Genomic DNA, 13,754 nt, shown 5'->3' with positions numbered 1-13,754 from the left:
GCGGGGTCGACGGGTCCCGGGGCTGCTGCGGGCGTCCCCCGTCCGCTTGATCCTGCCCGCCGGCAGCCGGGTTCGCCGGGCAGGCCCGCGTGCCCGGCGTCATCATCGGGAGGTGCTCCATGACGTGATGTGTCCGGGCGTCGACGCCCTGCTGGAACAGGCCAGGGCCGGACTCCGCCGGCTCACCCCGCACGAGACCGTCGAGGCGGTCCGCCGCGGCGCGCTGCTGGTCGACACGCGTCCCGAGGCACAGCGACGCAAGCAGGGTGAGCTGCCGGGCGCGATCGTCATCGAGCGGAACGTGCTGGAGTGGCGGCTGGACCCGGCCAGCGCCTGGCGCATCCCGGAGGCGGTCGGGTACGACCGGCAGGTCGTGGTGGTGTGCGCCGAGGGCTACAGCTCCAGCCTGGCCGCGGCCGGCCTCCAGGCACTCGGCCTGCGCCAGGCCACGGACATGATCGGGGGCGTGCAGGGCTGGCGGGAGTCAGGACTGCCGATGTCCGACCGCCCCGCCGACGTACGCTACTGACCGCTTCGGTCCAGCTCAGTTGGTCGGTGCACCCGGGGGGATGAACGGCAGCGCCGGCGGCGGGCCGGACTCGATCAGTCGCCACAGCGCGGCGGTGTCCAGGTGCTCCTCGACCAGGTCGCCCAGCAGGTCCAGGGTCCGCTCGCGGGCGGCGGCGAACGCGGTGTCCGGGGCGACCTTGAAGCCGGCCCGCCCGGACAGCCGGGCGACCTCGGTGAGGAACCGGCGGCGGAACTCGTCGGACTCGAAGGCCCCGTGCCAGTGGGTGCCGTGCACCGCACCGAGCCGAGCTCCCTCGCCGACGCCGTCGGCGTACCGGAGCAGCGGCGGCAGACCGGGGTCGGCGGCGGAGACGTACCCGTGGTGGATCTCGTATCCGTGGACCGGGACGTCACCGGCGGCGGTGCCGGTGGCACGCCGGACCGTCTTGTGCGGGTCGAAGGTGATCTCAATGGGCAGCAGCCCCAGCCCGGGGACGCTGCCCCGGCCGCTCTCCACCGGGTCGTGGATGGCCCGGGCCAGCATCTGGAACCCGCCGCAGATGCCGAGCAGCGGCCGGCCGGCGGCGGCGTGCGCCAGGACGGCGTCGGCCAGGCCGGTCTCCCGCAGCCAGGCCAGGTCGGCCACGGTCGACTTGGAGCCGGGAAGCACCACCAGGTCGGCGGCGGCCAGCTCGGCCGGCTCGATCGTCAGGCGTACCCGCACCCCCGGCTCGGTGGCGAGCGCCTCGACGTCGGTGGCGTTGCTGATCCGGGGCAGCCGGACCACCGCCACGTCGAGCCAGTCGGTGCCCCGGGGTGCCGCCGGGCGACCGAGCACCCGGCCGTACGCGAGCGAGTCCTCGGCGTCCAGCCACAGGTCCAGCTCCCAGGGCAGCACCCCGTACGTGGGCCGGCCGGTCACCCGGTGCAGCATGTCCAGCCCCGGTTGGAGCAGCCCCAGGTCACCCCGGAACTTGTTGATCACGAAGCCGGCGACGAGAGCCTGGTCGGCCGGGTCGAGCAGGGCGACGGTGCCGAACATCGAGGCGAACACCCCGCCCCGGTCGATGTCACCAACCACAATGGTGGGCAGCCCGGCGTGCCGGGCCAGCCCCATGTTCACGTAGTCACCCGCCCGCAGGTTGATCTCGGCCGGGCTACCGGCGCCCTCGCAGATCACCACCTCGTACGCCGCCCGCAGCTCGGCCAGCGCCCCGTACGCGGTCTCGGCGAGCCGGGGACGCAGTTGCCGGTAGTTGCCCGCGGTGACCGTGTCGACGGCCTCGCCGAGCAGCACCACCTGGCTGGCGTGGTCGCTGCCGGGCTTGAGCAGCACCGGATTGAAGCGCAGGTCCGGGGCGACCCCGCAGGCGGCAGCCTGCATCGCCTGGGCCCGGCCGATCTCGCCGCCGCGCCCGTCCGGCCCGACCACCACGGCCGAGTTGTTGGACATGTTCTGTGCCTTGAACGGCGCCACCCGGACGCCCCGGCGGCGCAGCCACCGGCAGATGCCGGCGGTGAGCACGCTCTTGCCGGCGTCGGAGGTGGTGCCGGCGACCAGCAGCCCGCCGCTCACTGCCCGCTCCCCTGCCGCGCCAGGCCGTTGCGCAGGCCCCGCAGAGCGGACCGGCCGGCGGCGTCGACCAGGCGGCCGGCGGTCAGCGGGTAGGCCGCGGCGAGGCCGAGCGCGGCCAGGCCGACGGCGCCGGAGATCCGGGCGGCCCGCGTCAGGTGCCCCGCCTCGGGTCGCGGCCCGTCGCCGAGGAACGGCCGTGTCTCCGAGCGCCCGAAGTAGACGTTGCGCCCGCCCAGCCGTACGCCGAGCGCGCCGGCCATCGCCGCCTCGCACTGGCCGGCGTTCGGGCTCGGGTGGTCGTTGCGGTCCCGGCGCCAGATCCGCCAGGCGGTGCCGCGGTCCCCGTCGGCGGCCGGCGCGACCGCGATGGTGAGCAGCCCGGTCAACCGGGCCGGAGCCAGGTTGAGCACGTCGTCCAGGCGGGCGGCCGGGGTGCCGAAACGGGCGTAGCGGGGCGAGCGGTGCCCGACCATCGCGTCGAGCGTGTTCGCCGCTCGGTAGCCGAGCAGGCCGGGCAGCCCCGCGACCGCCCCCCAGAACAGCGGTGCGACGACCGCGTCGGAGGTGTTCTCGGCGACCGACTCGACGGTGGCGCGGGCCAGTTCCGGCTCGTCCAGCGTCGAGGGGTCCCGGCCACAGAGATGGTTGAGCCGGCGACGGGCGGCGGGCAGGTCACCGTCGCGCAGCGCCCGGGCCATCACCGTCGACTCGCGCCGGAGGGTACGACCGCCCAGCACGGCCCAGGTGCCGCCGGCGACCAACGCCGCGCGGGCCAGCGGTCGATGCCGCGTGGCGAGCGTCGCGGCGACGCCGAGCAGCACCGGCGCACCGACGGCGAGCGCGGTGAACGCCGCTCCGGCCGACCGGTCCGGTCGGTAGATCCGCCGCTCCAGCGCCCCGGCCGCCCGGCCGAAGCCGGCCACCGGGTGCCACCGGCGGGGATCGCCCAACAACGAATCCAGGGCGTAACCCGCCACCAGTCCCGCCGCGTTCGCCATGACGGTCGCCTGCCGCACCCGTCACCACCTCCGGCCGGCCAGCCTAGTCGTACGGCGGGGTGGCCACGTCTGCGTCGCTACCCCGCTCCCCCCGTGCACGAAGCAGCCGCTCAGGCCGGCACCGGCGTCCGCCGCCGACCCCGGCGACCCGGACCGGCCGGGGTGACACCCTCGGCCTCGTTGGTCGCCTCGCCGCTCGCCTCGTCGGGCTCGGCGGCCAGCTCGTCGTCGCCCTCGTCGTCGCCCTCGTCGTCGTCGCCGGCGCCCGTCTGACCCGCCTGACCGAGCGGATCCGCGACGGCCGGCTCGTCGAACGGGTCCACCAGCCCGTCGAAGTCGCCCGCCGGCCCGCCCGGGTAGCCCGCCGGCCCGTCCGGGGCACCCGCCGGCCCGCCCGGGTAGCCCGGCAGCTCGTGCCCGGCGCGGGCGGCGAACTCCAGCGGCTCGAACTCGTCGTCGAACGGCCGATCGTCGAGGGAGGTTGGCGCCTGCGCGGCCGGCACCGACTCGGTCGCCTCGCCGTGCACCCGGCGCTCCGCCTCCGCGTCCTCAACCGTGCTGGTGGCCATGCTCGGCCGGTTACGGTAGAACCGGCCCCGGCCCCGGGACAGGTCGTGGCCGACCGCGACCGCCTCCAGCTCGTAGAGCGTGCGGTGGTTGCCGGCGTCGTCGGTCCAGTCGCGGGTGTAGAGCCGGCCGACGACGGCCACCGGGTCGCCGACCATCACCGAGGCGGCCACCCCCTCGGCCAGCTTGCGCCAGCAGTTCACCCGCACGCGCAGGCTGTTGCCGTCGACCCAGCGGCCCGTGTCCCGATCGAGGCGGCGGGCGGTGGAGGCGACCTTGAAGTTGGCCACCAGGGTGTTGCTCTGCGTGGTGCGGCGCCACTCCGGCGCGGTCAGCACATTGCCGACGATCGTGACGTACGTGTCGAACATCGCCCCTCCCAGGGAGACTCGGCTTGTCGGGGCCGAGCCTCGACCGAAGGGGGCCCGCCCACCAGCCGTACCGCCCCGCCTGTGGACGACGGAGCGGGCTGTGGACAACGACCTGATCAAGGGCCCCATCTGCTAAGGAGCGCGGGCTACCGCCGGGTAGCGTCGCGGCGTACCGTCACGGTCGTGGAACTCGACGTGCTGGGACCGCCGTACGAGCGGCAGACGATCGACCTCGGCGTCGACGAAGAGGGACCGGTCGTCGCGACCCTGGTCCGTCGGCGGGCCGAGCGCCCGACCCGGCGGGCCGTGCTCTACGTACACGGCTTCGTCGACTACTTCTTCCAGACCCACGTCGCCGATTTCTTCGCCGAGCGGGGCTGGGACTTCTACGCCCTCGACCTGCGCAAGTACGGCCGCAGCCTGCTGCCGCACCAGACCCCGAACTTCTGCCACGACCTGAGCGACTATTTCCCCGAGCTGGACGCCGCCTCCGAGATCATCCGAGTCGACGAGGGGCACGACACGCTGCTGGCGATGGGTCACTCCACCGGCGGCCTGATCATCTCGCTCTGGGCGCACGCCCGTCGGGAGGCCGGCCTGGTCGACGGGCTCTTCCTCAACAGCCCCTTCTTCGACATCAACGCACCCTGGCTGGTCCGTCGACCCCTCGCGGCCGCCGTCTCCCGGCTGGGCCGCCGGGCACCGCACCGCACCATCCCGTTCGGGCTCGGCACCGTGTACGGCGAGAGCCTGCACGCCGACCACCGCGGCGAGTGGCGGTACGACCTGGCCTGGAAGCCGCTCGCCGGATTCCCGGTGCGGGCCGGCTGGATCAACGCGATCCGCGCCGGCCAGCGGCAGCTCCGGGCCGGCCTGGACATTCCGGTGCCGGTGCTGCTGGCCTGCTCCACCCGCAGCTACCGGAGCACGAAGTGGCACGATTCCGCCACCCTCGCCGACGCGGTGCTGGACGTGGAGCACATGGTGCGCTGGGCGCCCCGGCTCGGCCGGCACGTCACCCTGGCGCGCTTCGACGGCGGGCTGCACGACCTGACGCTCTCCAGTCCGGCCGTACGGGAAAGGGTCTTCGCCGAGGCCGGACGGTGGGCGGAGGCGTTCCTCGGCGCCGGGCCGACCGACGCGGTGGCGGCCGGCCCGCCCGCGGCACGCCGGCCGATGGAGGATCCGGCCGGCGCGGCCGCCGAGGGCTGAGCTGGAAAGGTCAGCGGTAACGGGCGGTCGCCGCCGCGATGGCCGACCTGATCCGGTCGAACGTCGCGACCGGGTGGCCGGTGCCGTTGCCGGGCAGCACCAGGCCGAGGCAGCGCAGCGCCAGGTCGCCGTCCGGGTCCGCGTCGGCGCCGAACACGGGCGCACCCACGTACCCCGAGGGCAGCTCGGTGCTGATCCGCAGGTCGTCGCCGTCCCGGACCACCCGCTCGATCACCGCCTCCAGCGGTCGCGCTCCGTCGCCGGCGACGCCGAGCGCCAGCACGAACGCCGCGCTCGGCTCCGCGCCGACCCGGGCGATCGCGTCGGCCTGCGCGGCCACCGCGTCGGTCACCTGCTGGGTACGCCAGTGCCAGCCCCGGTCCTCGGCGTACCCGTGCAGCCCGCCGGTGGGCATCGCGGCCACGCCGATCTCCGGAAGGTGCAGCCACCGGCCGGCGAAGTCGGGCATCCGGATGTCCTCCGACGCCGCATCCGCTGGCTCCGTGATGCTCGGCCGCAACCCGATCTCCCCGTACGGCGCGTGAGTGGTCGCGTCGGCGGTGAGCAGCCACTCGTGCACCACGTCCCCGTCGTCCGTGGCGCCGACCAGCTGGGTGTAGAAGAAGGCGGTGCCGAAGCCGCCGGCGGGCGCCTCGGGGCGGTCGAACCGGCTCACCGGCAGGATGGCGCGCCCGAGCAGCTGGCACAGCTCGTAGACGATCTCGTTCTCGGTTTCCTGGTCGAGCAGCACGACGCAGAGGGTACAAACCGGTCCGAACGCTCGGCGGACGGGGCGTAACCGGGGTGCCGGCGTGGGACACCACGTGCGACCCTGATCATCGACGTGCCCCGCGACCACCCATTCTCCCGGCGAGGCCGGGGGCGGCGGTACCCTCTTGGCGCGACACGTCGACGCGCGCCCGTAGCTCAGCGGATAGAGCAGGGGACTTCTAATCCCAAGGCCGCAGGTTCGAATCCTGCCGGGCGCACCATCATGCAGCGGGGTTGACCTGCTGCTTCTTACTCTTCTTGCGATCTTGCCTAGCGCCACCCTTCGATGGCTTGGCCCCATGTGAGCCCGAGGTGAGCCCGGCCCTGCCCCTGCTGACCTGGCCCACCTACCCCCCAACAGAAAGACCGAAACCCCGACCGGAGACCCGGCGCGCCCGCAGCGACACGCGGCACCCCGGCCTTCACCAGGAGCGACAGAACGGTCAAGCCGAAACGGACGGCCAGGGATCAAAACCCTCCGACGGATCGATGCTTGTCTTGCCACCCACTCTCGCAGCATCTAGCTTCCATATATCAACGTCAATTATCGGGAGGCGCGATGAAGCACCTACGTAAGCGACGTCTCACCCATTCGTTGCCCTTGGTTGCCGCGGTGGTCGGCGCGACCATGGTCATGGCCGGAGGTTCGGTCCAGGCCAGCAGAATGGATCCGGGCGCCCGAACCGCAACGCTCGCCGGAGGTGCCGCCGCACCTGTCAAGGTCCGCGCGCAGCAACCTGCGATGACCGCATTGCCCGCCGCGCCGGTCGATCCGGCCCTGTTCGGCGGCCTGTCATATCGCAGCATCGGCCCATCACAGGGCGGCCGGGTGACCGCGGTAGAAGGGATTCCGGACCAGCCGTCGACGTTCTACATGGGCGCGACCGGCGGCGGCGTGTGGAAGACCACCGACTACGGCGCGAACTGGACCAACATCTCCGACGGGTTCTTCAAGACCGGCGCGATCGGCGCGATCCGGGCCGCGCCGTCAGATCCGGACGTCGTGTACGTCGGCACCGGCTCGACCGGCCTGCGCAGCAACGTGATCCTCGGGCATGGCATGTACAAGTCGACCAATGCGGGTAAGACGTGGACCCACATCGGACTCGACGGCGTCGGCCAGATTGGCCGGATGGCGGTCGACCCGAACGACCCGGACACGGTGTACGCGGCCGCGGTCGGGAACCCGTTCGGGCCCAGCCCGGACCGCGGCGTGTACAAGACCACCGACGGCGGCAAGAGCTGGAAGCACGCCTTGAGCATCTCGCCGGAGATCGGCGTGTACGGGCTAGTGGTGGAGCCGGGCAAACCCGACGTCGTGTACGCCAGCGCGTGGCGGGCCGAGCGCAAGCCGTGGACGATCATCAGCGGCACCACGGTCGACGACGGCGCCGGCATCTACAAGTCGACCGACGGCGGCAACACCTGGACCCACCTGTCCCGCGGACTGCCGACCGGGCTGGTGGGCAAGATCGACCTCTCGATCTCGCCGGACAATCCCAAGCGGGTGTACGCACTGGTCGAGGCGCCGGAGCCGAAGGAGGGGCTCTACCGCTCCGACGATGCCGGCGCAACCTGGAGCCTGATGAACGGCGACAACGACCTGTCGCGGCGGCCGTTCTACTACACCGGCATCGAGGCCGATCCCACCGACGCCGACACCGTGTACGTGCTGAACGAGGACTTCTTCCGCTCCACCGACGGCGGCAAGACCTTCAAGAAGCGGAACACGCCGCACGGCGACAACCACGACATGTGGATCAACCCTAACAACCCGTCGATCTACATCGAGAGCAACGACGGGGGCGCCAACGTGACGCAGAACGACGGCCAGACCTGGTCGTCGCAGCACAATCAGCCGACCGCCGAAATGTACTCCGCGGACCTGAACGACGCGTTCCCGTACTCCGTGTGCTCCGGACAGCAGGACGACGGGGCGATCTGCGTGCCAAACCTGCCGCCAGGGAAACACGCGGCGGCTGGTCCGACCGCCTGGTGGCAGAGCGTGGCCGGCTGCGAGACCGGCCCGGCCGTGCCGAAGCCGGGCGAGCCGAACATCGTCTACGGCAACTGCAAGGGCGAGTTCAGCGTGTACGACTTCAACACCGGCCAGGAGCGCAACTACTGGGTGGGCGCGTACTCCATGTACGGGCATGCTCCGAGTGATCTGCCGAACCGGTTCCAGCGCACATCGCCCATCGAGATCTCCCCGCACGACCCGGGCACCGTCTACTTCGGTTCGCAGTACCTGTATCGGACCACGAACGACGGGGCGCAATGGGAGCGGATCAGCCCCGACCTGACCGCGACTCCGCCGGGCACGCAGGGCATCTCCGGCGAGCCGATCACCCGCGACATCACCGGTGAGGAGTTCTACAGCACCCTGTATGCGATCGAGGAGTCGCCGCTGAAACGCGGGCTGATCTGGGTCGGTTCGAACGACGGGCCGTTCCACCTCACCCGCAACGGGGGCAAGTCCTGGTCCGACGTGACTCCGGACAGCCTGCCGCCCGGTGGCCGCGTCCAGAACATCGAGCCGTCGCCGCATGACCCCGGTACGGCCTACTACGTGACGTACCGCTACCTGCTCGATGACTTCCACCCGTACATCTACCGGACAAAGGACTACGGCAAGAGTTGGACGCTGCTCACCGACGGCAGCAACGGCATCCCGGCCGACGAGCCCACTCGTGTGGTGCGTGAGGACCCGACCCGAGAGGGCCTGCTGTATGCCGGCACCGAGCACGGCGTGTACGTGTCGTTCGACGACGGCGCCAACTGGCAGCCTCTTCAGCTCAACCTGCCAGACGTCGTGGTGACCGACATCCAGGTCTACCAAGGCGACCTGGTGCTGTCCACGATGGGGCGCGGGTTCTGGGTGCTCGACGACCTGTCTCCGGTACGGCAACTGACCCGCCAGGTCGCCGCCGCGCAGCGACACCTCTTCGCGCCCGCCGACGCGTACCGGATGCGGTATTCGACGTCCGGCGGCTACCCCGCGGCCGGAGCCCTGATCGACTACTACCTCGCCGACAAGCCGGCCGGTGAGGTGAGACTGGAGATCCTCGATGGCTCCGGAAACTACGTGGTGCGGATCTTCTCCAGTCAGCCCGCGGGCGACGATCCGCCGCTGGAACGCGCCGGCACCGCACAGATCCCCACGACCCCGGGTATGCACCGGATCCGGTGGGACCTGCGCTACCACGGCGCATGGCCGAGCGGCACCAGCGGCCCGTTCGCCCCGCCCGGCACCTACCAGGCACGGCTCACCGTCGGCGGCTTCACCCAGACGCACAAGTTCCAGGTGCTCGAAGACCCACGCGTGCTCGCCGCTGGCACACGGCAGGTGGACCTGCGCAAGCAGTGGGAGCTGAACCGGCAGATCGTCAACGCAATCAGCGAGTCACGCCAGCTGGCCAAGCGCATCGACCAGGTCCAGGCGAACCTCGAGGACAAGTCCGGTCCGAACGCCGAGCGGGCTCGGCAACGGCTGGCCGACCTCGAGGCGATCGTCGTGACCGACCCGAACGAGCCCAGCTATCCGCAGCGCATGCTCATCGACCAGATCGGGTACCTGTACGGCATGACGAACGCCGCCGACCAGCAGCTCGGCCAGGACGCGTTCGTACGCTACGGACAAGTCCGCGACCAGCTGGACGCCGCGCTCGCCGGGCTCAAGGACATCCTCGACGAATGCGGGGAGGTCTGTTCATGAACCCGATCTGACGTCGCGATCGACGATCCGCGGGGATCGAGTGCAGGACCCATGACGGCAATTCGGAAACCAGAACTCACGATGCCAGAGCCAGCAGGCTCGGTCGGGAGCACCGATGTGTGACGCCCTGGGACGCACCGATCCCCGCCGCAGATCGTCAGAGGAGAACTGTGAGTCAAGGCTGGCGCCGACGCAAGGTGCTGCGGTCCATCGCCCCCATTCCGGGCGGAGTGGCGGCAGGCTCCCTCGTCGGCGTCAGCCCGGCCCCGGCGCAGACCCAACCCTTGCGCGACCGACCACGTGAGCCCGGTGTGAGCCCGGACGTCTTCGGCTGGATCATCAACGAGCCGGACAGACCAGCATATCGAGGAGCGCCTACCAGGATAGATAGGCGCCCTCGACATCGACGAAGACGACCGAATACCAAATGGGCTAACTTCTAATCCCAGGGCCGCAGGTTCGAATCCTGCCGGGCGCACACCTCACTAGCAGCGGAAACGCTGACCTGCGCTGTTCTTCGACTCTTGCCGGACCCACCCGGAGCCCACCGCGTCAGCCGTGGCCAGCCGCACCAAGCGCCGCAGCAGGTGCACGGTGATGGCTGCCTGCCGGGTGCTCAGCACCACCACGGACAGCGAGTCCGCGTTGAGCATGAACGTGGTCGTAGCCGAGTTGGTCCAGGACGTAGTAGTACGGGTAGGAGCCGCCGTAGGCCCGGTTGGGTCGGAGTCGGTCTGCGGCGCGGAGGACGGTGAGGCGGTGGAGCCGGCGTTGGGCGAAGTCCAGGGACGGGAACAGGGCGGTGGCGATCTGGTCGGTGGTGAGGACTCCGTGGTCGTAGAGCCAGCCGAGGAGTCGGTCGTCGCGGGCGGTGATGCTGGCCTGCAGGCGCAGCAGTGGATCCGGAGCGGGCAGCGGTTTACGCATGGGCGGCCCCTGGGGGGACACCCTAGACATGGTGTGTCTGGAGCCGATCGGGGCCGGTGAGAGTGGGCTTGACCTGGGCTGTGAGTGAGTACAGGGGGTCGGTTCGGGGGTCAGTATCAAGACGGACGGTGAACCGGAGGCCGACACCGACGCCGACACGGCCAGCCACACCGTGATGGTGGTGTGAGAGGACGTGTGGTGAGGGTCGGTGACACCGCTGGTGGCGCGGGTTGGGGTCGTTGCGCTGGGTCAGCATGCTTGTTGCTCCTTGGAGAATCTGCGGGTGGAGGGGCAGTGCTCTGGCCGCTCCGTGGTGGGCAGGTGTGTTCTGCCAGGTCCTGTCAGGTTTTGTCAGGCGGCGGGCGTCCTGACAGGTGCGGACGCTGGTCTGACAGGGGCGGCTTGGTCTGACAGGAGTCGTGGGTCGTGGTTCTGTCGCGCGGCCTCCTGGTGTGACAGAACTGGTCCGGGTGGGGTGGTCTCGGCGCGTAGGACGCGTACGAGTGCTGAGGCGGTGGCGTTGGACAGTTGGTGCCCGTCGGCGCGTAGTTGTCGGGCGAGTTCCTTGCGGGACAGCGGTGTCCCGTGGGCGGCGAGGGTGCGGGCGGCGGTCCGGGCGGCCGGGACCAGCGCGGTGATTTCCGGGCCTCGGTCCCGGACCGGCGTGCTGCTGTCGTGCCGGTCCGGGACCGCCGGGTCCTGGTCCGCAGTGGCCGGGACCGTGGTGGTGGAGTCCCGGACCGCGGCAGTGGTCGCGGGGAGCGGCAGCTGCGGTCCGGGGACCGGCTCGCGGGTGTCCGGGACCGCGGCGTCCACGATCAGCGCCGGTCCCGGCTCGGCCCGCATGGGCTGGGCGGTGCGGTCGGGTGGGGCGGGGTCGGCGCGGCCGAGGGCGATCTTCACCATCGTCAGGAAGCCGAGCGCGGGCAGCGCGGCGGCGATCCAGCCGATCGCTGACGCCGCTCACCTCGACAGCTGGTGGGCCTACCCGAACCTGAAGTCGGAGAAGCATTCACCACTGCTGGCGGACGAAAGTGGGGCAGGATCGCCTCGGGCGACCCCGGCAAACAGTTGACGGGCACCATCATGGGTGCCTTCATGTCCTATGTCCTTGTGCCCCAGGAGGATCACACGACGCGATTGCTGCTCAAGGTCGTCATGCAGACGACCCGCTGGGCCGCCCTCGGGCTGTCCGTCGGCGACTTGGTCATGGCTCGACGGCAGTTGCTGAACCTGAAGCAACTTGCCGAGCGCCGCCAGCACCAGGGCACGGCCACGGAATGAAGATCAGGCGCCCGCTCATCGGAATGGGGGAGCAACTGGGTGGGGGCCGCACGGCCTTGGTGGGGTCTACGACGACAAAACGTACGGCCAGCTACCGCCGCTACCCGGACGGCTATTCACCGGGGCTTTCAACTGGATGACTCCCGACGCGGCGGGAACCGAAGCGTTTACACGGCGCCGAATCCGATGCCCGTCGATGGTCTGGACGCGTTCAACCGGCGTCTGGTGCGGCACGGCCTTGCCCTGCCGGCAGCGTTCGCCCGGTTCATGGCCAGCGGTGTCCTATGCCGTCATGCACGGACTGCGAGTGGCAGATCTCGCCACGGCTGGTGGCCAGCCCCATCGAGGATCACGCATTCATGTTGCGGTTCATGGTCGCTCCGCAGGGTTGCGGCTACACGTGCTACTCGGCCGTATTGATATCGGCGAGACCGGCCGGCTACCCGACCCGGTCGGCGAGCGCGGTCAGCTTGGCGACGTACGCCGGCCAGTCGTAGTCGTTGGGGACGTTGGTGTTCTCCCGCTGCCAGCCGATCGCCCCGTCGTGCTGCTCGCGCATGATGTCGGCCTGGCCTGCGTGACGGGCCAGGTCATAGATTACGTGGACGATGATCCGTTGCAGGGTCACATCCTGCCTGCCTGGCCGCCACCACGGCACCCGCCCCGGGGCGTCGAGCGGTAGCTGCTCGATCGTCTGGTCCGCGAAGGCCCCGACCCGACGGTAGAGGTCGATCAGCCCGTCTTTCGTCTCGTCCTCCCGCGCATACCAGTCTGCCTGGGGGTCCTCCTCGTACGCCTCCATAGGGACCAGTTCCTCGGGCGTCGGGAACTCGCGCCCGAAGGTGGCCCCAAAGTAGCCAGCCTCGACATTGAGGCAGTGCTTGAGGACTCCCAGCAGGCTGTTGCCGGTCGAGGTGCGGGGCAGCCTGGCATCGCGTTCACCAAGCCCGTCGAGCTTCCAGATCAGGTCGTCGCGAGTCGCCTGGAGATAGTGGTGCAGCACGGTCTTCGGATCGCCCATGTCAGCCATGCCCGCCAGTCTGCCCCCTGCGACCGAGCCGCCCCCTGCGCGGCCTAGTCTGGGGCGATGCCGTGGGCGCGGAGGATCTGGCGCACGCGCTCGCGGGTGTAGCCGGCCGCACGATGCCGACCTGGCGCATGCCGTCACGGGCAGCGCCCACAATGGCGGCGGCGAGCTGATCGCGGGCCTCGGTGACCTTCTCCCGATCCTCGGCTGCGCGCTGTGCGGAGGCAGCCGCGGTCGCCTGCGCCATGTGAAACGCGCGTACAGCATCCGCTAGCCGGTTGGCCACATGGCAGATGATCTCAGCAGCCAACTGGGCCAGCAAACAGACGGCCCCCGACCAGCGATTGCGCCACTGACCGAGGGCCTTGATCACCCCAGGCGGAGGACCGGGCGATGGAAGTAAAGACGCCCAAGCCGACTCCGCTGCGCCCAGCGCGAAAGGTGGCCCGCCGGGTGATTTCGAGTGGACGCACCAGCCCCGGGGGCTGCGCTCTTGCTGTGGCGTCAGGCGGTCGCCCGGCGGAGACGGTGGCGCTCTAGCCGCTCCGCCCGGAACTTGTCGAGGGTGAGCGCGGCGTCCGCCAGCCGAAGGCAGCCGCTGGAAGTGCACGCCGAGCAGTTGTTCCGTTCGTGGTACTCGACGCAGTACGACGCGAGGATGACGGCGAACGGGATCTCAGGCACGCCAGCCTCCGGCGCGGTACGCCTGACCGCGAGTCAGCAGCGGCGAGCGCTGGTACTCCAGCGTCGGCTCGTTCGCCCAGCAGTGTCCCGAGTTTCGGCGGGCCTGGACCTG

The 13,754-nt window shown here is 70.8% G+C and carries 12 protein-coding genes and 1 tRNA gene; 5 read left to right on the top strand and 8 right to left on the bottom strand.

Annotation, left to right across the window (positions count from 1 at the left end):
- Window positions 1-127 precede the first annotated feature (127 nt).
- On the top strand, window positions 128-529 hold the full coding sequence (locus ACNAW0_RS17520) for a rhodanese-like domain-containing protein (RefSeq protein WP_416289001.1): 402 nt from the start codon (window positions 128-130) through the stop codon (window positions 527-529).
- A gap of 15 nt (window positions 530-544) precedes the next feature.
- Here the strand turns inward: ACNAW0_RS17520 and ACNAW0_RS17515 are convergent, their stop codons facing one another.
- The 3 genes from ACNAW0_RS17515 to ssb form a co-directional block, all read right to left on the bottom strand.
- Complete coding sequence (locus ACNAW0_RS17515; protein WP_416288952.1) at window positions 545-2,086, bottom strand: cobyric acid synthase; 1,542 nt, start codon at window positions 2,084-2,086, stop codon at window positions 545-547.
- The gene (locus tag ACNAW0_RS17510; protein WP_416288951.1) at window positions 2,083-3,102 is read right to left on the bottom strand and encodes a cobalamin biosynthesis protein; all 1,020 of its coding nucleotides are present in this window, start codon (window positions 3,100-3,102) and stop codon (window positions 2,083-2,085) included. Before ACNAW0_RS17510 ends, ACNAW0_RS17515 begins: the two co-directional genes overlap by 4 nt.
- 92 nt (window positions 3,103-3,194) lie before the next feature.
- A complete protein-coding gene (gene ssb, locus ACNAW0_RS17505; RefSeq protein ID WP_416288950.1) occupies window positions 3,195-4,022 on the bottom strand; it encodes a single-stranded DNA-binding protein in 828 nt (275 codons plus the stop codon).
- A gap of 183 nt (window positions 4,023-4,205) precedes the next feature.
- Between ssb and ACNAW0_RS17500 the strand changes: the two genes are divergently transcribed.
- Window positions 4,206-5,234 (top strand): alpha/beta hydrolase, encoded by a 1,029-nt coding sequence (locus tag ACNAW0_RS17500; RefSeq protein ID WP_416288949.1) that lies wholly within the window; start codon window positions 4,206-4,208, stop codon window positions 5,232-5,234.
- A 10-nt stretch (window positions 5,235-5,244) separates the two neighbouring features.
- On the opposite strand, the gene ACNAW0_RS17495 is transcribed toward ACNAW0_RS17500, so the two are convergent.
- Window positions 5,245-5,985 (bottom strand): hypothetical protein, encoded by a 741-nt coding sequence (locus ACNAW0_RS17495; protein WP_416288948.1) that lies wholly within the window; start codon window positions 5,983-5,985, stop codon window positions 5,245-5,247.
- A gap of 165 nt (window positions 5,986-6,150) precedes the next feature.
- Between ACNAW0_RS17495 and ACNAW0_RS17490 the strand changes: the two genes are divergently transcribed.
- Together ACNAW0_RS17490 and ACNAW0_RS17485 are read left to right on the top strand one after the other, a co-directional pair.
- Window positions 6,151-6,226, top strand: a tRNA-Arg gene (locus ACNAW0_RS17490).
- Window positions 6,227-6,747: 521 nt separating this feature from the next.
- Window positions 6,748-9,720 (top strand): hypothetical protein, encoded by a 2,973-nt coding sequence (locus ACNAW0_RS17485; RefSeq protein ID WP_416288947.1) that lies wholly within the window; start codon window positions 6,748-6,750, stop codon window positions 9,718-9,720.
- Window positions 9,721-10,272: 552 nt separating this feature from the next.
- On the opposite strand, the gene ACNAW0_RS17480 is transcribed toward ACNAW0_RS17485, so the two are convergent.
- Entirely contained in the window at window positions 10,273-10,647 is a 375-nt protein-coding gene (locus ACNAW0_RS17480; RefSeq protein ID WP_416288946.1) for a replication-relaxation family protein, read from the bottom strand.
- A 351-nt stretch (window positions 10,648-10,998) separates the two neighbouring features.
- Window positions 10,999-11,553, bottom strand: a complete 555-nt coding sequence (locus tag ACNAW0_RS17475) for a hypothetical protein (RefSeq protein WP_416288945.1) — start codon at window positions 11,551-11,553, stop codon at window positions 10,999-11,001.
- A 72-nt stretch (window positions 11,554-11,625) separates the two neighbouring features.
- On the opposite strand from ACNAW0_RS17475, the gene ACNAW0_RS17470 reads away from it, so the two are divergent.
- On the top strand, window positions 11,626-11,931 hold the full coding sequence (locus ACNAW0_RS17470) for a hypothetical protein (RefSeq protein ID WP_416288944.1): 306 nt from the start codon (window positions 11,626-11,628) through the stop codon (window positions 11,929-11,931).
- A gap of 439 nt (window positions 11,932-12,370) precedes the next feature.
- On the opposite strand, the gene ACNAW0_RS17465 is transcribed toward ACNAW0_RS17470, so the two are convergent.
- On the bottom strand, window positions 12,371-12,961 hold the full coding sequence (locus ACNAW0_RS17465) for a DinB family protein (protein ID WP_416288943.1): 591 nt from the start codon (window positions 12,959-12,961) through the stop codon (window positions 12,371-12,373).
- A 501-nt stretch (window positions 12,962-13,462) separates the two neighbouring features.
- A complete protein-coding gene (locus tag ACNAW0_RS17460) occupies window positions 13,463-13,642 on the bottom strand; it encodes a hypothetical protein (protein WP_416288942.1) in 180 nt (59 codons plus the stop codon).
- Between the last annotated feature and the right edge of the window lie 112 nt (window positions 13,643-13,754).

It is taken from the genome of Micromonospora sp. SL1-18 (assembly GCF_047921505.1).
In the GTDB taxonomy this organism is placed as follows: Bacteria; Actinomycetota; Actinomycetes; order Mycobacteriales; family Micromonosporaceae; genus Micromonospora.
The sequence above is the reverse complement of the archived record's forward strand: the minus strand, read 5'-3'. Positions and strand labels throughout refer to the sequence as shown.